Source organism: Aeromonas sp. s10 (assembly GCF_040907975.1).
Lineage (GTDB): Bacteria > Pseudomonadota > Gammaproteobacteria > Enterobacterales > Aeromonadaceae > Aeromonas > Aeromonas caviae.
In genome coordinates, this window is the sequence record NZ_JBFOCV010000052.1 from 235320 (window position 1) to 256878 (window position 21559).

13 protein-coding genes and 1 tRNA gene are annotated in these 21559 nt (G+C 62.2%); 8 read left to right on the top strand and 6 right to left on the bottom strand.

Translation table 11 applies throughout. The features are described 5' to 3' along the window. Positions 1-7: 7 nt before the first annotated feature. From AB5Y59_RS19340 to AB5Y59_RS19350, 3 genes are all read left to right on the top strand, one after another. Positions 8-3157: an efflux RND transporter permease subunit gene (locus AB5Y59_RS19340; RefSeq protein WP_010673711.1), complete on the top strand. Its 3150-nt coding sequence runs from the start codon at positions 8-10 to the stop codon at positions 3155-3157. After that, a complete protein-coding gene (locus tag AB5Y59_RS19345) occupies positions 3150-4565 on the top strand; it encodes an efflux transporter outer membrane subunit (RefSeq protein ID WP_268453192.1) in 1416 nt (471 codons plus the stop codon). The genes AB5Y59_RS19340 and AB5Y59_RS19345 overlap by 8 nt, the downstream gene beginning before the upstream one ends. Before the next feature lie 330 nt (positions 4566-4895). Next, positions 4896-5891 (top strand): sulfate ABC transporter substrate-binding protein, encoded by a 996-nt coding sequence (locus AB5Y59_RS19350; protein ID WP_368212536.1) that lies wholly within the window; start codon positions 4896-4898, stop codon positions 5889-5891. 240 nt (positions 5892-6131) lie between these two features. Here AB5Y59_RS19350 and AB5Y59_RS19355 read toward each other — a convergent pair. Then, positions 6132-6207 (bottom strand) — tRNA-Thr (locus tag AB5Y59_RS19355). An 87-nt stretch (positions 6208-6294) separates the two neighbouring features. After that, entirely contained in the window at positions 6295-7035 is a 741-nt protein-coding gene (locus tag AB5Y59_RS19360; RefSeq protein ID WP_368212537.1) for a phosphatase, read from the bottom strand. Between the two features lie 468 nt (positions 7036-7503). On the opposite strand from AB5Y59_RS19360, the gene AB5Y59_RS19365 reads away from it, so the two are divergent. The 4 genes from AB5Y59_RS19365 to AB5Y59_RS19380 all read left to right on the top strand — a co-directional run bounded on the left by AB5Y59_RS19365 (position 7504) and on the right by AB5Y59_RS19380 (position 14812). Next, positions 7504-8157, top strand: a complete 654-nt coding sequence (locus AB5Y59_RS19365; protein WP_005324182.1) for a TetR/AcrR family transcriptional regulator — start codon at positions 7504-7506, stop codon at positions 8155-8157. 47 nt (positions 8158-8204) lie between these two features. Next, positions 8205-10529: an acyl-CoA dehydrogenase gene (locus AB5Y59_RS19370; RefSeq protein ID WP_041213197.1), complete on the top strand. Its 2325-nt coding sequence runs from the start codon at positions 8205-8207 to the stop codon at positions 10527-10529. Positions 10530-10690: 161 nt separating this feature from the next. Next, on the top strand, positions 10691-13753 hold the full coding sequence (locus tag AB5Y59_RS19375) for an efflux RND transporter permease subunit (RefSeq protein ID WP_368212538.1): 3063 nt from the start codon (positions 10691-10693) through the stop codon (positions 13751-13753). A gap of 15 nt (positions 13754-13768) precedes the next feature. Beyond that, positions 13769-14812, top strand: a complete 1044-nt coding sequence (locus AB5Y59_RS19380) for an efflux RND transporter periplasmic adaptor subunit (RefSeq protein WP_368212539.1) — start codon at positions 13769-13771, stop codon at positions 14810-14812. A 67-nt stretch (positions 14813-14879) separates the two neighbouring features. Here the strand turns inward: AB5Y59_RS19380 and pyk are convergent, their stop codons facing one another. Further along, positions 14880-16319: a pyruvate kinase gene (gene pyk, locus AB5Y59_RS19385; RefSeq protein ID WP_005324189.1), complete on the bottom strand. Its 1440-nt coding sequence runs from the start codon at positions 16317-16319 to the stop codon at positions 14880-14882. A gap of 160 nt (positions 16320-16479) precedes the next feature. After that, entirely contained in the window at positions 16480-17334 is an 855-nt protein-coding gene (locus AB5Y59_RS19390; protein WP_029314760.1) for a MurR/RpiR family transcriptional regulator, read from the bottom strand. Between the two features lie 348 nt (positions 17335-17682). Here AB5Y59_RS19390 and glk point away from each other — a divergent pair, with 348 nt between their 5' ends. After that, on the top strand, positions 17683-18651 hold the full coding sequence (glk, locus tag AB5Y59_RS19395) for a glucokinase (RefSeq protein WP_039041241.1): 969 nt from the start codon (positions 17683-17685) through the stop codon (positions 18649-18651). A 369-nt stretch (positions 18652-19020) separates the two neighbouring features. Here glk and AB5Y59_RS19400 read toward each other — a convergent pair whose 3' ends face one another. Together AB5Y59_RS19400 and AB5Y59_RS19405 are read right to left on the bottom strand one after the other, a co-directional pair. Then, entirely contained in the window at positions 19021-20403 is a 1383-nt protein-coding gene (locus AB5Y59_RS19400) for an ATP-binding protein (protein WP_045524088.1), read from the bottom strand. Further along, entirely contained in the window at positions 20403-21077 is a 675-nt protein-coding gene (locus tag AB5Y59_RS19405; protein WP_041207018.1) for a response regulator, read from the bottom strand. The genes AB5Y59_RS19400 and AB5Y59_RS19405 overlap by 1 nt, the downstream gene beginning before the upstream one ends. Positions 21078-21559: the final 482 nt, after the last annotated feature.

The following is a 21559-nucleotide window of genomic DNA, read 5'->3' on the forward strand; positions in this document are numbered from 1 at the left end:
TCGCCTCATGGCACGTTTTTTTATAGATAGACCCATTTTCGCCTGGGTGATCGCCCTGGTGATCATGCTGGCCGGGGCCATGGCCATCATCGGCCTGCCGGTGGCCCAGTACCCGACCATCGCCCCGCCGGCGGTTGGCATCTCCGCCAGCTACCCGGGGGCCTCCGCCAAGACGGTAGAAGACTCGGTGACCCAGATCATCGAGCAGAACATGACCGGTCTGGATCACCTGCTCTACATGTCGGCGCAATCCGACTCGTCAGGGAACGTCAGCGTGACCCTCACCTTCAAGCCGGGTACGGATCCCGACATCGCCCAGGTGCAGGTGCAAAACAAGCTGCAACAGGCCATGTCGCTCCTGCCCCAAGAGGTGCAGCAACAGGGCGTGCGGGTCCAGAAGACCTCCAGCAGCTTCCTGATGGTGGCCGCCTTCATCTCCACCGATGGCGCCATGACCAACGATGACCTGGCGGACTATGTGGTAGCCAACATCAAGGAGCCCCTGAGCCGTCTGGACGGGGTCGGTGACATCACCTTGTTCGGCAGCCAGTACTCCATGCGCGTCTGGCTCGATCCTCACAAGCTCAACCGGGTGCAGATGACCCCGGCCGACATTCAGGCCGCCATCAAGGCCCAGAACGCCCAGGTTGCCTTCGGCAAGCTGGGGGGGACCCCTGCGGTGAGCGATCAGCAATTTACCGCCACCATCATGGGCCAGACCCGGCTCTCCACCGTGGAGGAGTTCAACAACATCCTGCTGCGGGTGAACCAGGACGGCTCCAAGGTCCAGCTCAAGGACGTGGCCCGGGTCGAGCTTGCCGGTGAAAACTACGACGCGACCGCGCTCTACAACGGCCAGGCCACCGCCGCCGTCGCCATCAAGCTGGCGACCGGTGCCAACGCCCTGGACACCGCCGAGCACGTGCGGACCAAGCTGGGTGAACTCTCCGAGTACTTCCCGGCCAACATGGAGATCGTCTATCCCTACGACACCACGCCGTTCGTGAAGATCTCCATCGAGGAGGTGGTGCAGACCCTGATCGAGGCGATCTTCCTGGTCTTCTGCGTCATGTATCTGTTCTTGCAGAACTTCCGGGCAACCCTGATTCCGACCATCGCGGTGCCCGTGGTCCTGCTCGGCACCTTCGGGGTGATGGCAGCCTTCGGCTTCTCCATCAACACCCTGACCATGTTCGGTCTGGTGCTCGCCATCGGCCTCTTGGTGGATGACGCCATCGTGGTGGTGGAGAACGTGGAGCGTCTGATGAGCGAGGAGGATCTCTCCCCCCTCGAGGCGACCCGCAAGTCCATGACCCAGATCACCGGCGCCCTGGTGGGCATCGCCCTGGTGCTGTCGGCGGTGTTCGTGCCCATGGCCTTCTTCGGTGGCTCTACCGGTGCCATCTATCGCCAGTTCTCCCTCACCATCGTCTCGGCCATGGTGCTCTCGGTGCTGGTGGCCCTGATCCTGACCCCGGCCCTGTGCGCCACCCTGCTCAAACCCATGAAGCACGGTGAATTCGGCGCCCAGCGCGGCTTCTTCGGCTGGTTCAACCGCTTCTTCGACACCAACGCCAACCGTTACCAGAACGGCGTGCGCAAGGTGATCAAGCAGGGCACCCGCTACGGCATCATCTATCTGGCCATGCTGGCGGTGCTGGCGGTGCTCTTCATGCGCATGCCCACCTCCTTCCTGCCGGAAGAGGATCAGGGGGTCATCATGTCCATGGTGCAGCTCCCGGTGGGGGCGACCAAGGAGCGGACCGAGGTGGTGCTCGGGGAGATGCGCGACTACTTCCTCGAGAACGAGAAGGAGAACGTGGACTCCGTGCTGACGGTGGCGGGCTTCAGCTTCGCCGGTAGCGGTCAGAACAGTGGCATGGCCTTCATCAAGCTCAAGGACTGGAGCGAGCGCAAGGGAGAAGAGCGCAGCGCCAATGCCATCATCGGCCGCGCCATGGGGTTCCTGTTCAGCATCAAGGAAGCCCAGGTCTTCGCCTTCAACCTGCCCCCCATTCCGGAACTCGGCACGGCCACCGGCTTCGACTTCTTCCTGCAGGACCGAGGCGGTCTGGGTCACGAGAAGCTGATGCAGGCGCGCAACCAGTTGCTCGGCATGGCGTCGCAGGATCCCAACCTGGTGCGGGTACGCCCGAACGGGATGGAAGACACACCCCAGCTCGACATCAAGATCGATTACGAGAAGGCGCTGGCCCAGGGGCTCTCCATCACCGACATCAACAACACCCTGTCGGCGGCCTGGGGCTCCTCCTATGTGAACGACTTCGTCGACAGAGGCCGGGTCAAGAAGGTCTATCTGCAGGCGGATGCCCCTTTCCGGATGAACCCGGAAGATCTGAAGCTGTGGTACGTGCGCAACAGCGCGGGCCAGATGGTGCCCTTCTCCGCCTTTGCCAGCACGGAGTGGAGCTTCGGCTCGCCCCGTCTTGAGCGCTACAACGGTGTCTCCGCCATGGAGATCGTCGGTGAGGCGGCCCCTGGCAAGAGTACGGGTGATGCCATGGCGGCCATCGAGGAGATGGTGAAGCAGTTGCCGGAAGGGATCGGCATCGAGTGGACCGGCCTCTCCTTCCAGGAGCGTCAGGCAGGCTCCCAGGCGCCGGCCCTGTACGCCATCTCGCTCCTGGTGGTCTTCCTCTGTCTGGCCGCCCTCTACGAGAGCTGGAGCATTCCGTTCTCGGTCATGCTGGTGGTGCCGCTCGGGGTGCTGGGGGCCATTTTGGCCGCGACCCTGCGCGGGCTTGAGAATGACGTCTACTTCCAGGTGGGCCTGCTCACCACGATCGGGCTGTCGGCCAAGAACGCCATCCTCATCGTCGAGTTCGCCAAGGAGCTGCACGACAAGGGGATGAGGCTCGGGGATGCGGTGGTGGAGGCCTCGCGTCAGCGCCTGCGCCCCATCCTGATGACCTCGCTCGCCTTCATCCTGGGGGTACTGCCCCTGGTGATCAGCACCGGGGCGGGCGCCAGCAGCCGAAACGCCATCGGGACCGGCGTGATGGGGGGGATGATCAGTGCCACCGTGCTCGCCATCTTCTTCGTGCCGCTGTTCTTTGTGCTGGTGATGCGCTATTTCACCGAACGCAAGCATGCCGGGGAAGAGAGTGTCCACACCAAGGAGATCAACCATGACTAAGACCCTGATCGCCCTGGGCGTGACCCTGATGATGGGGGGCTGCTCCATGGCCCCCGACTACCAGCGCCCCGAGCTGCCCCAAGGCGCCTCCTGGCAAGCTGACCTGGCCGCCAAGGGGGAACTTGCCCCCTGGCGCCAGCAGTTCCAGGACCCGGCCCTGCAGACGCTGATCGGCACCGCCCTTGAGAGCAACCGGGATCTGCGCCTGGCAGCCCTCAACGTCGAGGCCTACGAGGCGAAATACCGTATCCAGCGGGCGGCCCAGTTGCCGACCCTGGCCGCCAGTGGCAGCGGCACCCGCCAGCAGGGATCCGACGATCTCAGTAGTACGGGGCAGGGCACCATCAGCAGCCAGTACGGCGCCAACATCGGCATCACCGCCTATGAGCTGGATCTGTTTGGCCGGATCCAGAGCCTGAAAGATCAGGCCCTTGAGACCTATCTGGCGCAAATCGAGACCCAGCGCAGCACCCAGATTGCGCTGGTGGCCTCGGTGGCCAATGCCTACTTCACCCTGCTGGCGGATCAGGAGTTGCTGGCCCTGAGCCAGGCGACCCTCGCCACCGAGCAGGAGAGCTATGCCCTGACCGAGCACAAATACCGCCTGGGCGCCGCCTCCGAGATGGAGCTGGCCCAGGGGCGCACGGCACTGGAAAACGCCAAGGTCAGCCAGGCGCAATACCAGCGTCTGGTGAAACAGGACAGAAACGGTCTGGCCCTGCTGCTTGGCACCGATATCCCGGTGCTGGCGGCACAACCGGCCACCCTGGCCGAGGTGAAACTGGCGCCGATCCCGGTGGGGGCTCCCTCCAGCCTGTTGCAGCAACGCCCGGACATCCTGGCAGCGGAGCACAACCTGAAGGCGGCCAACGCCAACATAGGGGCGGCCCGCGCCGCCTTCTTCCCGACCATCTCGCTCACCGCGACGGCGGGCACCGCCAGCAACCAGCTGAGCGGTCTGTTTGACGGCGGCACCGGCACCTGGACCTTCATGCCCCAGATCAATCTGCCCATCTTCGATGGCGGCAAGCGCGTTGCGGATCTGGACGTGGCCGAGGTGGGGACCAGGCAGGCGGTGGCGAGCTACGAGAAGAGCATCCAGACCGCCTTCAAGGAGGTCGCGGACACCCTCGGTGCCCAGGTTGACTACGCGCAGCAGCTGCAGGCGCAACAGGCGCTGGTGGATGCCAACCAGACCTACTTCAGGCTGGCGGAGGTGCGTTACGAGCAAGGGGTGGACAGCTACCTGACCCGCCTCGATGCCCAGCGCTCCCTGTTCAGCGCCAAGCAGGGGCTCATCAGCACCCGGCTCGCCCAGCTGAGTAACCAGGTCGCCCTCTACAAGGCCGTCGGTGGCGGCTGGCAGGCGCCGAAGGACGCAGAGCCGGCATCAGACAAACAGGGTTGACCCCTCGGGGTTGACGTAAAAAGCATCAGGGGCGAACCACTAGGTTCGCCCCGTTTTTTTATCTGTCATGTCGAGAAGCCAAATCGAGGCAGGTGACAACGGCGCTCCCTGCCCGGGTCAGGGCGCGGGCAGGAGGATCTCCACGCTCATGGGCGCCGCCCTCGGCAACCATCATGACCCGCCTGGAGGTGACCACCTCATCGCCGTCATCCGTTGCGCTGGACCCAGGAGATGCCATTTATCGCATAAGCTGTGCCGTAATTATTCTTTCAAAGAATAAATGGTCGACTCTTATAGTCAGTCACTCGCCCCTCATTCCAAGGATGTGAAATGAAACGACTCGTGCCCGCCACCCTGCTTGTTGCAGGACTGGCTCTCGCCCCGCTGGCCCAGGCGACCACCCTGCTCAACGCCTCCTATGACGTGATGCGCGATTTTTACAAGGAGTACAACGGAGCCTTCCTGAAGCACTGGCAGGCCGAAGGCGGGGAGCCACTGCAGATCAACATGTCCCACGGCGGATCGAGCAAGCAGGCGCGCGCCGTCATCGACGGCCTGCCCGCCGATGTCATCACCATGAACATGGCCACCGACATCAACGCCCTCGCCGAGCATGGGGGCCTGGTGCCCAAGGGGTGGGCGGATCGCCTGCCGGATCACAGCGCCCCCTTCACCTCGGCCACCGTGTTTATCGTGCGAAAGGGCAACCCCAAGGGGCTGAAGGATTGGCCTGATCTGCTCAAGGAGGGGGTACAGGTCATCGTGCCCAACCCCAAGACCTCGGGGAACGGCCGCTACACCTACCTGTCTGCCTGGGGGGATGTGCTGGAGCAGGGGGGCGATGAAGATGCGGCCAGGGCATTTGTCGGCAAGCTGTTCAAGCAGGTTCCCGTGCTCGACACCGGCGGCCGCGCTGCCACCACCACCTTCATCCAGAACCGCATAGGGGACGTGCTGGTCACGTTCGAAAACGAAGCCGAGATGATTGCCCGGGAGTTTGGTCGTGGCAGCTTCGAGGTGGTCTATCCGAGCGTCACCGCCGTGGCCGAGCTGCCGGTGTCAGTGGTGGACAAGGTGGTCGACAAGCAGGGTACCCGCAAGGAGGCCGAAGCCTATCTGGCCTATCTCTGGTCCGACGAAGGCCAACGCATTGCTGCCAGCAACTATCTACGCCCGCGCAACCCGGCGATCCTCGCCGAGTTTGCAGACCGTTTCCCGAACGCCACCTTCCTCGACGTGGTGAAGACCTTCGGCGAGTGGCCTGTGATCCAGCGCACTCACTTCAAGGAGGGCGGGGTGTTCGACCAGATCTATGCCCAGCGCTGAGGCGCCCCGGGATAACGATGCTCACCCAGGTGCAGCCGGGGCGTGGCTGCCTGGCTGCCCTCTCTGATGGTGGGGCCAGGTTGGTGCGTCAGGCTCTGAAAGATGAACAGGACCGTCGCGGATGGCGGTGTCCTGGAGGGGGAGGGGGTTCTGGTGCAGTCACACCGGCGTCTTGGCCAGAGACCCGGGACAAAAAGCACGAAGGGTTGGCCTCGCACTGAGGCCAACCCTTCGTCTGTCTGGTGCCGGTAATAGGAGTCGAACCTACGACCTTCGCATTACGAATGCGCTGCTCTACCAACTGAGCTATACCGGCGGTTTGATGTTCAGAGTCGTGAAAAAAGCCGGACAAGTCAATTGAGCCAACTCGATTTTATGAGTTGGCTCATGATGTTAAGGCATATCAGAGGTCAACGAACTCCGGGATGTGAGCACGGCCGCGGCTCTCGAGAAAATCGAGCAGGGCGCGGGGGGAGCGGGCCAGGATCCGCTCATGTGGGAAGTTGGCTTCGGTGACCAGCCGATGGCAGTGATCAAAGTCGCCGAGGCTGAATGCCACGTGGGAGTCGGAGCCGAAAGTGAGGTAGGCACCCAGATCGCGCGCCGCCTCGACGATGGCGCGGCAGTTGCTTTCGCTGCCTGCACGGGAGTGACTGAACGAGGAGTTGTTGACCTCCAGCGCCACTCGATACTCTGCCGCTGCCTTGACCACCGCCTGGATATCGATGGGGAAGGCGGGATTGCCGGGGTGGCTTATGATGTCGACCCGACCACTTCGAATGGCGTTGATCATGGCCTGGGTGTGGGTCGCCTGATCGCAGGGGGGAAACACCGGTTCGTGAAAGCCCGCCATGATCATGTCGAGCCGCGATTCGTAGCGCTCGGGGAAGTCTATTTCACCATCGATGTTCTTGATGTTGGCTTCTATGCCGCGCAGGATGCCGACCCCGTCCACGACCCTGGGCAACACGTGCAGATTGACGAAATGCCAGTAATGCGGGGCATCTGCCATGTCCGGGCCATGGTCCGTGGTGGCGAACAGCTTGATCCCCTTGGCTTTGGCGATGGGCAGGTAATCATGAATGGTGCTGTAGGCGTGGGTGCTGGCGACGGTGTGCGTGTGGGTATCGACCGTATACTTCATCTTCTCTCCCCTCTGGCATAAGGCGACAGCATAGCAAGATTGGCGAAGCCGGGCCATGTGGCTGGTTGCCATACTTTGTCACAATTTGGGTCTGTGCTGACAAAGTCTGATGACGTTTCACTGCGAGGATAGCGACATCGATGCAAGCCTGAACACCCATCGATGGGTCGACACTGGATGGTCAGACCCGTTTTCCCCGCCGTCGCCCCTGCGACGGTTTTTTTTGGTTCTCTGTCGGCGCATCGGGTGACGGCAGGGCAAAAAAATGCCCAACTAGCATGACGCAGGTTGGGCGAGACTTAATGTTTAATTGCAGTGGCATAGATATAGAGTGCCGTCTCGCCGCGAAGTTCCCGCCATCTTCCCTCTTTTTTGATTAAAAACATTTAGCCAACACTTGTTCACATTCTCTTGACATGGGTGGGCGTGAAACGTACTTTTTAAACATTCGTTTAAGTGAGGTGTCCAGTGAGTAAAATCGATACCAAGAACCGTATTCTCGATGCCGCCGAGGTGCTGTTTGCCGAGCGGGGGTTCGCCGATACCTCGTTGCGTCTGATCACCAGCGAGGCCGATGTGAACCTGGCTTCGGTCAATTATCACTTCGGCTCCAAGAAGGAGCTTATCCAGGCGGTGCTCGACCGTTATCTGAGCCTCTTCATGCCGGCACTGGACGGGCGGTTGCAGACGTTGATGGCGCAGGATCAGCTGACCCTGTTGCAGGTGTTCGAGAGCTTTGTCGAACCCCTGATGAAACTGTCGGCCGTCAGGGCGAATGGCCCGGCGCTTTTCATGCAGTTGCTGGGGCGCGGCTATATCGACAGTCAGGGGCACCTGCGCCGCTTTATTACCACCCATTATGGGGCGACCCTGCACGGGATCACCCAGGCCATCTCCAAGGCCAATCCGGATTTGTCGCCAGCGGATCTCTTCTGGCGCCTGCACTTCACCCTGGGCACCGTCGTCTTCACCATGGCCTCTGCGGATGCCCTGCGTGACATCGCCCAGGCCGATTTTGGCCAGCAGCTCGATGTGGAAGGGCTGGTGCGCAACGTCATTCCTTATCTGGCGTCCGGTGTCGGTGCGCCCGTGGAGTCGACCAGGCTCTCCCTGGCCGTGTAACACCTAACAATAATCAACGGAAACAGTGAAATAGAAGGAACTTCGGTATGATCACATTGCTTGTCCTGCTGGTGCTGGCGATAGCCGTGGTGCTCGGTGTCCCCGCCATCCGTAAAAAGGTGGTGACCCGCCCCGTGTTCGGCATCTTCAAGAAGATATTGCCGCCCCTGTCGGCCACCGAGCGGGAGGCCATGGAGGCCGGCTCTGTCTGGTGGGACGGGGAGCTGTTTCGCGGCAACCCGGACTGGAAGAAACTGCACGGCTACGGCAAGGCCGAGCTGAGCGCAGAAGAGCAGGCCTTTATCGACAACCAGGTCGAAACCCTGCTCGCCATGGTGGACGACTTCAAGATCGTCAACGAGACCAAGGACCTGCCGGAGCCGGTGTGGGACTATCTGAAGAAAGAAGGCTTCTTCTCCTTGATCATCCCGAAATCCTACGGTGGCCGCGAGTTCTCGGCGATTGCCAACTCCACCATCGTCACCCGTATCGCCACCAAGAGCCTGAGCGTCGCGGTCACCGTCATGGTGCCCAACTCCCTCGGCCCGGGTGAGCTGCTGATGCACTACGGCACCCAGGCCCAGAAAGATTTCTGGCTGCCGGGGCTGGCCAACGGCAAGGAGGTGCCCTGCTTCGCCCTGACCGGGCCGGAAGCGGGCTCCGATGCGGGCGCCATCCCGGACAAGGGGATCGTCTGCAAGGGGATGCACAAGGGGGAAGAGGTGCTGGGCATTCGCCTGAACTGGAACAAGCGCTACATCACCCTGGCGCCGCGCGCCACCGTACTGGGGCTGGCGTTCAAGCTCTATGACCCGGAAAAACTGCTGGGTGACAAGGAAGAGATCGGCATCACCTGTGCGCTGATCCCGACCAGTCACCCTGGCGTGCGCGTCGGCGATCGCCACTACCCCATGGGGTTGGCGTTCCTGAACGGCCCGACCTTCGGCAAGGATGTGTTCATTCCGCTCGACTGGATCATCGGTGGCCCGGATTACGCCGGCCGCGGCTGGCGCATGCTGGTGGAGTGCCTCTCCGCCGGTCGCGGCATCTCGCTGCCTGCTCTGGGCACCGCCTGTGGACACATGGCGAGCCGCACCGTGGGCGCCTACTCCTACGTGCGCAAGCAGTTCGGCATGTCCATCGGCAAGTTTGAAGGGGTGCAAGAAGCGCTGGCCCGCATCGGCGGCCTCACCTATCAGCTTGAAGGGGCTCGTCGCATGACCGCAGGTTCCCTGGACTTGGGTCAGGCACCGGCCATCGTCACCGCGATCTCCAAGTACCACATGACCGAGATGGCCCGCCAGGTGATGGATGACTCCATGGACATCCACGCCGGTCGCGCCATCCAGCTGGGCCCGAAAAACTACACCGGCTACGCCTACATGGGCATTCCGGTAGCCATCACGGTGGAAGGGGCCAACATCCTGACCCGCAACCTGATGATCTTCGGGCAAGGGGCCACCCGCTGCCATCCGTATGTGTTTGCCGAGCTGGAAGCGGCGGCCGACACCGATGTGGAGCGCGGTCTCGAGAAGTTTGACGCCCTGCTGATGAAGCACATCGCCTTCGGTACCGGCAACTTCTTCGGTGCCCTGTTCCAGGGGCTGACCCTGGGCCAGTTCAACAGCGCGCCGGTAGCTGGCGAAACCGCCCGCTACTACAAGCAGCTCTCCCGCATGAGCAAGGGGCTGGCCCTGTGCGCCGACGTCTCCATGCTGATGCTGGGCGGGGATCTCAAGCGCAAGGAGATGATCTCCGCCCGTCTGGGTGACGTGCTGAGCCACCTCTACCTGGCCTCCGCCACCCTCAAGCATTACGAGGATCAGGGCCGCATGGTCTCTGACCTGCCGTTCGTCCAGTACGCGGTGGAGCGCAACCTCTACTTGATTGGCAAGGCGTTCGAGGGCTTCTTCCAGAACTTCCCGAACAAGGTGGTGGGTGCCGTACTCAAGCGGGTGGTGTTCCCGTTCGGCGTCGGTTACAAGATGCCGGCGGACGATCGCTGCCATGCCATCTGCCTGGCCATGATGACGCCGGGCGAGTTCCGGGATCGTCTGACCGCGCTCTGTTACGTGGGCAAGGACGAGGCGGATCCGGTGGGGCTGATGGAGCGTGCCTTCCAGGCCATGGTCTCGGTGCAGCCCATCGAGAAGAAGCTGGTGCAGGCCCAGAAAGAGGGCAGACTGCCCCGCAAGCTGGCGCTGCCTGAGCTGGTGGCTGCGGCCCTGTCCCAGTCCATCCTCGGCAAGGAGGAGGCGGACAAGCTGCTGGCCGCCGATGCCCTGCGCTACGAGGCTATCCAGGTGGACAACTTCGCTCCTGGCGAGCTGGAAGGATTGTCTCAACCGAACCCGGTCGAGCATGCAGCCTGACCCCGAGCGTAAACCGACAACCGGCCCTAGTGGCCGGTTTTTTGTTGTTTAACCAGGCATTTACAAGGTCGATTAATTCCAGTTTAATGCAATGGCCCCCACCCTTGGGGCAGGAAGCAAGGCCATCGGAATGGCCGATAACAACAACTCAGGAAGAGTGAATGAACCTCGCCAAAACGGCGATCGAACGCCCCATCTGGGTGGCGGTCTCGGTCGTGCTGATTTTTTTGCTGGGCCTGCTCAGCATCCGGGGACTGCCCGTCCAGCTGTTTCCCGACATAGACCGTCCTCACCTCAACATCACGGTGGACTGGCGCTCGGCCTCGCCCCAGGAGATGGAGTCGGAGATAACCGATCCCATCGAGCAGGAGATGCAGGGGGTACAGGGGCTCAAGAGCCTCAGCAGCAACAGCTACCCCGGCTTCACCGAAATCGACATGGAGTTTGCCCTCGGCACCGACATGCAGCGAGCCCAGCTTGACGTCATCTCCCGCCTGAACCGGGTCTCGGGACTGCCGGACAACATCGGTGGTCCTTACGTCAACAACTACAGCAGCAACGACACCCTGACCTTCTTCTTCATCCAGCAACTGCCCGGTGCCAAGGGGGAGATAGACGATCACCAGGCGCTGATCGAGGCGAGGGTCAAGCCCGAGCTGGAGCGGATCCCCGGGGTGTCCACGGTCGATATCGAGGGGATCAACGAGCGCCAGATCCAGATCCGCTTCGACCCTTACCGCGCCGCCGAGCTGGGGGTGGAGATCCCGGTGCTCGCCAGCCGGGCAACGACGGGCTGGGATGTGTCGGCCGGCACCCTCGACATCGGACGATGGGAGTACAAGCTGCGCTTTGCCGGTCGCTATGACGTGGCGGCCCTGGGGGAAAAGGTGGTGGACTGGCGTGACGGCCTGCCCATCTATCTGCGGGACGTTGCCGAGATCAGAGTGGCCCGGGAGGAGAGCCCGGTGCTGCGCATCCAGAACGGCAACACCGCCATCGCGGCGCAGATCTTCAAGGAGAGCGGCGCCAATGCCCTGGCGGCGCTCGAGGGGATCAAGGCCAAGGTCGGGGAGCTTAACCGGGAGGTGCTGGAGCCGGTCGGCCTGCACATGGAGCAGTCGTTTGACGCTTCTCTCTATATCAACCGGGCGGTGAGCATGGTGACCGCCAACCTGGGGCTCGGGGTGCTGCTCTCCTGCGCCATCCTCTGGGTCTTTCTACGCCAGCTCAAGGCGACCCTGATGATCGCGATCGCCATTCCCATCAGCATCATGCTCACCTTCTGCTTGCTCAAGGTGATGGGGCGGACCCTCAATATCATCTCCCTGGCGGGCATTGCGTTTGCGGTCGGCATGGTGCTCGACGCCGCCATCGTGGTGCTTGAGAGCATCTACCGGCGCCATGAGCGGGGTGACATCAGCAAGGGAGAGGCGGCGCTGGAGGGCACCCGCCGGGTGTGGACCGCTCTGGTGGCGTCCACCCTGACCACGGTCGCCATCTTCCTGCCGGTGCTCCTGCTCAACGACGTGGAAGGGCAGTTGTTTGCCGATCTTGCGCTCACCATCGCCTGCGCGGTGACCGTCTCCATGGTGGTGGCGGTGACTGTGTTGCCTGCGGTGGCGGCGCGCTGGATGGGGCACGAGCGGCTGATTGATCCCTTTGAGCGCCTGTGGTGCCGCGCCACCCGCCATGTGATCCGCTGGACGGCCACCGCCCCCAGGCGCAGGGCCATCATCGTCCTGATGATGACGGGGCCTGTGCTGGTGAGCTGGTTGATGTTGCCCAAGATGAACTACCTGCCGGATGTGAAGCGGGACGCCATTGACGTCTGGATGAGTTTCACCCCCGGGGTCAATCTCAAGGCCCAGCGGGAGGAGGTGATCGATACCCTGATTGCCCGCCTCGACCCCTATATGAAAGGGGAGAAGGAGCCTGTCCTCAAGAACTACTACATCCTGCGCTACCCGGGTGGTGCCCAGATCGGGGTGCGGCCAAAGGAGGAGAGCCAGATCAAGGTACTGGAGCAGCTCTTGATGAAGCAATTGCTGGTGGGCATTCCCGACACCCGGGTGTTTGGCGGTCAGGGGTCCCTGTTTGGCGGTTTTGACAGTGAAAACAGCATCTCCCTGCTGATCCAGGGGGGTGGGCTGCCCGAACTCTATCAGGCGGCCCGGGAGAGCATGACCATAGTGCAGCGGGACTTGCCCGGCGCCCAGGTCAGGCCAGAACCCGGACTCGATTTCACCGCTCCCGAGCTTCGGCTGGTGCCCCAGGACAGGCGCCTGGCCGAGGTGGGCTGGGATCGTTCCCCCATGCCCGCCATCATCCAGACCTTTGGCGATGGTCTGCGGGTCGGCGAATATTTCGACGGGGATGAGCGGCTCGACATCCTGCTGATGGGGCAGGCCTCCGCCAACCCGGACGAGCTCAAGGCGGTGCCGCTTGCTACCCCGTCCGGGCGCATCGTTCCCCTTGGGGAACTGCTGCGGGTGGAGCCGCAACTCGGGCCTGAGAGCATCTTCCGATCCGATGGGCGGCGCAGCATCAGCCTGCAGATTTCGCCCCCTGCGGGGATGAGCATGGAGCAGGTGCTCGACACCCTGCAGCACAAGAGCTTTGCCGCCATCCGGCCGTTGCTGCCGGCCGGGGGGGAGCTGCGGGTCGCCGGCAATGCCGACAGCCTGCAGCAGGCGCTGGGCAACCTCGGCAGCATCTTCCTGTTCGCCGTGATGATACTGCTCATTCTGCTGTGGGGGGTCTTCGCCTCCCTCAAGGATGCCGTGCTGGTGCTGCTCACCTTGCCACTCGCCACTGTCGGCGGCGTGCTGGCGCTGCACCTGAGCGGTCTGGTGGCGCCGCTGCCGATGGACTTGCTCACCATCATCGGCTTCGTCATCCTGCTCGGGTTGGTGGTCAACAACGCCATTCTGCTGGTGCACCAGACCAGGATGGCCGAGCGGGAGGGGATGAGCCGACAGTCGGCAGTCACCGATGCTCTGCAAAGCCGGATGCGTCCCATCGCCATGACCAGCCTCACCAGCATCTTCGGCATGCTGCCCCTGATGCTGAGTCCGAGCGAGGGGAGCGAAATCTACCGGGGGCTGGCCACCGTCATCGTCGGCGGCATGAGTTGCAGCACCCTCTTCACCCTGATCCTGTTGCCCGCCTTCCTGCGGTTGGGGGAGCAGACCGACATACCGCACGCCCTTCGGCAGCGTGCCTGAGCAAGGAGCTCATCGATGACACAAGGTTTCACAAGGATGGTGGTGGGGGCTCTGCTGCTGGCTGGCGGGCTGCCTGCGCTTGCACAAAGCAAGATGGTGACGCTGGCGGAGGTGGCCCAGGGAGAGGCGGGGGCCAGCATCTGGGTCAGCGGCACGGTGGCGAGCCGCCAGCAGGCGGCGCTCAGCGCCGAAGTGAGCGGTCGGGTGGAGTGGATAGCCGAGTTTGGCAGCCGGGTGAAGGCGGGGGACGAGTTGCTGCGCCTGGACAGCGCGGCTCTGCGCCTCTCGCTGGAGCAGGCGAGGGCTGAACAAGCCAGAGAGGGGAGCAACCTGCGTTACGCTCGCGCCGAGTTCCAGCGCCTGGATCGTTTGCACCAGCAAAAGAGTGCCTCCCAGAGCCAGTATGACAAGGCGCGCTATGACGTGGAGCAGGCTGAGCTGGCCGAGCAGCTGGCGCGGGTGCAGGTGCGCCAGATTGAGGAGCAGCTGCGCAGAAGCCGCATCTTTGCCCCGTTTGACGGGGTGGTGAATGAACACTTCATCCAGCCGGGGGAGCATGTGGATGCGGGCGAACAGGCGCTTGAGCTGGTCAATCCGGACCAGCCGGACCTCCGGTTGCGTGCGCCTATTGCCTGGGCCCGGCAACTGGCCACCCAGACCCGGTTGCGGGTGGAAGGGGAGCAGCTCAGCAGCCACGCCATCTATTACCAGCGGGCGGCGAGCGCCGATCCCAAGTCCCGGCTCATCGAGCTGCGCCTCAAGCCGGAAGCGGGCACGTTAATCATCGGCTCGCCAGTGCGGGTGGCGCTGCCGATGGGAGAGCAGCACACCATGCTGCTGCCACGGGATGCCCTGGTGCTCGGCACCGAGGGAAGCGTGGTCTATCAGGTGGAGCAGCGCGGCGAGGCGCTCACGGTGAACCGGGTGCCGGTCACCGTGCTCTTTGGGGACAGCCGGGAGGTGGCGGTGAGCGGCGCTCTCAAGCAGGGAGACAAGGTGGTGGTGCGCGGCGCCGGCAGCCTGCAGGATGGAGACAAGGTGGAGCTGTTTCGCGGTTGAACCTGGGCAGATCCCATAAAAAAACGGCTCCCGCGGGAGCCGTTTTTGTGGCAGGGAGGAGGGGCGATTACTCGACCATCATCACCTTGCAGGTGTTGGTGCTGCCGACGGTCTCCATCTTGTCGCCGTGGGTGAGCAATACCATGTCGCCGCTTTGCAGCAGTCCCTTGGCCTTGAGCACGTCCAGCGCGTCGCGGCACACCTCGTAGACCGGCTTGGTCTCGTCGCCATCAAACAGCACGGGGGTGACGCCGCGGTAGAGGTTGGCCCAGGCCAGGGTCTTGTTGTGAGGAGACATGGCGAAGATGGGCAGGCCGGAGCTGATGCGGGACATCAGCAGCGGGGTGGTGCCCGACTCGGTCAGCGCCACGATCGCCTTGACCCCTTCCAGGTGGTTGGCCGCATACATGGTGGACATGGCCACCGCCTCTTCCACCGAGGTGAAGGTGTAGTTCATGCGGTGGTTGGAGACGTTCAGGCTCGGGTGCTTCTCGGCGCCCACACAGACGCTGGCCATGGAGGTCACGGTCTCGATGGGGAACTGGCCGGCGGCGGTCTCGGCGGAGAGCATCACCGCATCGGTACCATCCAGCACGGCGTTGGCCACGTCCATGACTTCGGCACGGGTCGGGAGCGGCGCGTTGATCATGGACTCCATCATCTGGGTCGCGGTGATGACCACGCGATTCAGGCGGCGGGAGTGGCGAATGAGCTTCTTCTGCACACCCACCAGTTCGGGGTCGCCGATTTCGACACCCAGGTCACCACGGGCCACCATGACGGCATCGGAGCCAAGGATGATGTCTTCCATCGCCTCGTCGCTGGCGACGGTCTCGGCGCGCTCGACCTTGGCCACGATCTTGGCGTTGGAGCCGGCTTCGCGGGCCAGTTCGCGGGCGTAGCGCAGATCATCGCCGCTGCGGGGGAAGGAGACCGCCAGGTAGTCCACGTTCATGCGGGCGGCGGTCTTGATGTCTTCCTTGTCCTTCTCGGTCAAGGCCGGGGCGGAGAGGCCGCCACCTTTCTTGTTGATGCCCTTGTTGTTGGAGAGAGGGCCGGCCACGGTCACCGTGGTGTGGATGCGGGTGCCTTCGACCTGCTCGACCTTCAGTTGCACGCGGCCATCGTCCAGCAGCAGGATGTCACCGGATACCACGTCCTGCGGCAGGCTCTTGTAGTCGATGCCGACCTGCTCCTGGCAGCCTTCGCCCTTGCCGAGGGCGGCATCGAGAATGAACTTGTCACCGATGGCGAGGTAGATCTTGCCATCCTTGAAGGTGGAGACGCGGATCTTGGGGCCTTGCAGATCGCCCATGATGGCCACGTGGCGGCCCAGCTTGGCGGCGATGTCACGCACCTGGTTGGCGCGCTGGATATGATCTTCAGGAGTGCCGTGGGAGAAGTTCATCCGCACCATGTCGGCACCGGCGCGAATGATCCCCTCGAGAATGCCGTCGCGATCGGTCGCCGGACCGAGTGTGGTAACAATCTTTGTACGTCTTGGCATGAAAGACTCCAATGTGAAGTTGATATGACTTGAAATACTGCCCCGTCAAGCATGTGGCATGGCGCCAACTGGCAGGCCATCTGGGTGGCCTTGTTTGATTGAATTTCGATACTACACCAAGCCCGTTGGCATAGACAGTCGGGGGCGGACCCCCGAATGATCAGGAGGAATGCGGGGTATCAAAGCGGGATTCGCGCAAACCTTCTTTGACTTTCTTCAGGTTTTCGCGAAATTTCATGCCACGGCGCAGGGTGAAACCGGTGGCCAGCACGTCCACCAGGGCGAGCTGGGCGATGCGCGAGGCCATGGGCATGTAGACGTCGGTGTCTTCCGGCACGTCCATGGAGAGCACCAGGTTGCATTCGCGGGCCAGGGGAGAGTCCTTGGCGGTCATGCCGATGACGGTGGCATCGTTTTCCCGGGCCAGCGCGGCAATTTCCACCAGGGCCTTGGTGCGGCCGGTGTGGGAGATGAGGACCACCACATCCCCTTCGCTGCTGTTGATGCAGCTCATGCGCATCATGACGATGTCATCGAAGCTCACCACGGGGATATTGAAGCGGAAGAACTTGTTTTGGGCATCCCGGGCGACGGCGGAGGAGGCGCCCAGACCAAAGAAGCTGATCTTCTTGGACTGGGTCAGAATATCGACGCAGCGGTTGATGGCCGAGATGTCCAGGCTGTTCTTGGCGGCATCGAGGCAGGCCATGGTGGATTCGAAGATCTTGGCGGTATAGGTATCCGGGCCGTCTTCCGCTTCCACGTGGCGGTTCACATAAGGGGTGCCGTTGGCCAGACTCTGGGCCAGGTGCAGCTTGAAATCGGGAAAACCCTTGGTATCGAGGCGACGGCAGAAACGGTTGACGGTCGGTTCGCTCACATCGGCCAGCTTGGCCAGGGTAGCAATGCTGGAGTGAATGGCGGTCTGGGGTGAGGCCAGGATCACTTCAGCCACCTTACGCTCTGATTTACTGAAACTTTCCAGATTGTTCGTAATTTTATCGAGGGTATTCATCATTACCACCAGGCATTTTTGTAATTTAACTTCAGTGTCTGTGCACTAAATTCACAGCTCAAGCAGGTTTCCAGTCTCCGCGATGACTATACAAGACAAGCGCTTATCGGAACTAATCTCGGCCCTGCAAAGTATGACTCATGTCTAATTATTTCGTGTTTTTAGTTGCAAACTTCCATTTGCGTCTTGAAAACGCTTACAAATGTTGCAAAGCAACAACACTGTGAGCGGGCGCACACTTGTCTGCATAAATCGCGCAGCCCGGCTGTGGGCTCGAGTAGTATTGCAGCCAAATAATAATGTCGGGACGGTAAGGGCCGCCCCGAGTCGGTAACGAAGGAGTTTGTTATGCAGCATACCCATGCGCTGGTGGGCGACGTTGGCGGTACCAATGCCCGGCTGGCCCTCTGCGAACTGGCGACGGGCGCCATTTCCCAGGCAAAAACCTATTCGGGGCTGGCTCATCCCAGCCTGGAGGCCGTGGTGCGCCTCTATCTCGAAGAGCACGATGCCACCGTGGGCGAGGCGTGCATCGCCATCGCCTGTCCCATCAACGGTGACTGGGTCGCCATGACCAACCACAGCTGGGAGTTCTCCATCCGCGAGATGCAGGCCAACCTCGGCCTTGCGCGCCTGCAGGTGATCAACGATTTCACTGCCGTCTCCATGGCGGTGCCCGTGCTCGGCGAGAGCGATCGCATCCAGCTCGGGGGCGCGGCTCCGGTAGCCGGCAAGCCCATCGCCATCTATGGCGCAGGGACCGGCCTTGGCGTCGCCCACCTGGTGCAGGCCGGTGAGCAGTGGCTGAGCCTGCCGGGTGAGGGCGGTCACGTGGACTTCGCCGCCAACACGGAAGAGGAAGATGCGGTGCTGCAGGTGATGCGCGGCGAGCTGGGCCATGTGTCGGCGGAGCGTTTCCTCTCGGGCCCCGGGCTCGTCAATCTCTATCGCGGCCTGGTCAAATCCGATGGCCGCGAGCCCGAACCTTTTGCCCCCAAGGACATCACCGAGCGCGCGCTGGCGGGGGATTGCCTCGATTGCCGCCGCACCTTGAGCCTGTTCTGCGTGCTCATGGGCCGCTTTGCCGGCAACCTGGCACTCAACATGGGCACCTTCGGCGGTGTCTACATCGCCGGTGGCATAGTGCCGCGCTTCCAGGAGTTCTTCATCGGATCGGGCTTTCGGGTCGCCTTCGAGGACAAGGGGCGCTTCAAGCCTTATCTCAAAGACATTCCGGTCTTCCTCATCACCCATGAAGGGCCGGGGCTGCTCGGTGCCGGCGCCTATCTGCGCCAGTCACTCGGGATCCGTCTCTGAGCCTTGCCAGCGTGAACATGGTTCAGTCCCGATTCAGTGACCGGGGCGTAAAGTGAACCTACGTACTCAAGAGGACGGGGCTTCATAGGGAATTGAAACCGGTCTTCATCCGCTGGGTGCGCATTGTCACCTGACAAGCCTGAACTGTTTTACCGGCCCTCGCGGCCGGTTTTTTTATGCCTGTTGTTTCTGCGCGAGCATGGGGCCGAGGGGAGCGGCAGGCCAGCTTCTGATGGGTGCACAAGCTCGTCAGCCTCGCTGCCATGTGCTTGGCCTGGTCGAAGCATAAGGAGTGAGGCGTGAGACAGGGCAAGCACCGGGATGGCAATGCCCGAATGCGGCAGGGGCCAGGTACTGACCCCTGCGCTGTCAGGGGAGGGTGATGTGGAATCTCGCGCCGCCGAGCGGGGAGTCATCCACCCGGATCTCGCCGCCGTAGCTGTGCACGATTTCGGTCACCACGGCGAGGCCAATCCCCTGGCCGGGGGAGCTGTCAGCCCGCACGCCGCGCTGGAAGATCTGCTGCGATTTGCCGGGATCGATGCCGGGACCGTCGTCTTCCACCACGATGAGCAGGCCGCGCTCCCGGTGGCGGACATGAACCCGGATCTCGCTGATGGCGAATTTGCAGGCGTTGTCCAGCAGGTTGCCCATCAGCTCCATCAGATCGCCCTGCTCGCCGTGAAAGAAGACATCGTCGTCAAACTGGAAGCCGGTCTGCAGCTTCTTGTGGCGATAGACCTTGGCGAGGCTGGCCAGCAGCTTCTCGATGAGGGGAACCGGTTCGGTGCCCTTGCTCGCGAGGCGCTTTCGCCCGGTGACGGCGCGGCGCAACTGGTACTGGATGATCTGATCCATGGTGGTGATCTGTTCATTGATGTTGTCATGGATGTCGTGGCCGAGCTTGAGCTCCTGGGCGGTGATCTGGATGAGCGCCAGCCGGGTTTTCAGGCTGTGGGCGAGATCGTTGAGGGCGTGCTGGTAGCGCTGGGTCTGCTGGCGTTCGTTCTCCAGCAACTGGTTGACCGAGCTTGTCAGGGGGGTCAGTTCGCGCTCGTAGTCGTTTGACAGCGCCTCTCGCGTACCGGCGCGGATCTCGTCAATCTGGCGCGCCATGGTGCGCAGGGAAGAGAGGCTCCAGAAACTGGTGAGCAGCAACAGAGCGCCCAGCAGACAGTAGGCGAGCAGCGCCTGGCGAATGCAGCGGTAGAGGTAATCGCGGGTCTGGGCCTGATAGCGCCGGGCGGAATCGACCATCACCACGTAGTAGGTGGTGGGGCCGGCGCCATGATTGCGCAGGAAACGCAGGCTGTAGATGAAGTAGCTCTCGCCGTTCTTGATGGTATGCAGCTTGAAGAAATAGTCCTGATCCAGTCCCCCCAGGTATCTCATCAGATCCCGGCAGATGGTCTCCTTGATGGAGACCACCTCCGGCATGTGCAGGCTGGACCAGCTCAGCACTCCGTCGGCGCGGCAGATCAGGGTATCGAGATTGGGATCGATGGCATCCGGGGTGAGCTTGCCTAGATCCGTCATGGCGTGGGGCTCCGGCTGCTTGGACGAGAACAGCTTGGAGAGGTTCTCCTGCATGCGGACACTGGCTTTCTGGGCCTGCTCCTCGGCATGGCCGAGGTAGAGGATGTAGACGGAGAAGGCCATGATGAGCGCGATGACCAGCATGGCACTCAGCATCAGCTTGAGATGCAGGGAGCGGCGGATCAGGGTCAGGGGATGCAACATGGCAAGGCGCATCAGCTGCAGGCGAGGTTGAAGATGTAGCCCTGGCGGCGGATGGTGGAGATGGGCTGGATGCTCCCTTCCGGATCCAGTTTTTTGCGAAGCCGGCTCACCATCACCTCGATGGTGTTGGGATCCCCTTCACCATCCCCATAGAGCTGATCCAGCAACTGCTGTTTGGAGACCACCTGACGGGCATTTCGCATCAGGTATTCCAGGATCAGATATTCGAAACTGGTCAGCACAGTGACCTCGCCGGCGATGGTCAGCTCCTTGCGGGAGAGATCCAGCTCGTAGTCACCCGCCTTCACTCTGGGGGAGATGAAGCCGGCGCTGCGGCGTACCAGCGCATTGAGGCGGGCCAGCAGCTCGTCCTTCTGGAAGGGTTTGACCAGGTAGTCGTCCGCCCCGGCCTCCAGTCCTTCCACCTTGTCCTGCCAGTTGCCTCTGGCCGTCAGCACAATGATGGGAAAGGGGATCTGCTGCTCGCGCAGGCGGGTGATGAGCTGAAGGCCATCCATGTCAGGCAGGCCCAGATCGATGATGGCGACATCGATGGGGTAGTCGGCTGCGTAGTGCAGCGCCACCTGGGCATTGTCCGTGCTGTAAACCTGGTTCTGGGCCTCGGTCAACAGGGTGGAGAGGTGGTGATTGAGCAGCTTGTCGTCTTCAACCAGTAGGATTTTCATAAGATGCATGATGATGAGGGTCCAGGCTGTCAATTAGAGGGTCAACAAGAGGGAGAGTCAATCCGGATCCTACCTGACCCCGCTGTATCGGGACTGAATCATCCCTGCCTTCTTTCCTCATGCATTTCCCATGATGCAACGCTGTGTCATCAGCCTCGTGTTCAGGCTCGCTATCCGTGCCTGTCGGTTTCTGGGTGTTGAGGGTCAGAGCCGGTGCAGGGGTTGGTCGCGACCATTCTTATCGCACAAGCGGCTTGCCGCTTTCAGCCTGCCGGTACACAGGGGCGGGGGGCCTTGCTGGCGTCAGGCCATCCCCGAGTGCCTGCACGCGCTTGAGGTATGAATTTAATTGTTTGAAATTAAACATGTTTACATGCCCTGGCCTGGATGCTGGAACAAAGCAGGGTAATCCCCGGCAACGGCTGAGTGGATTCACGGAGGGCAGTATCACATGAATGGTTTTTTTTGAATCCTGATTTCAA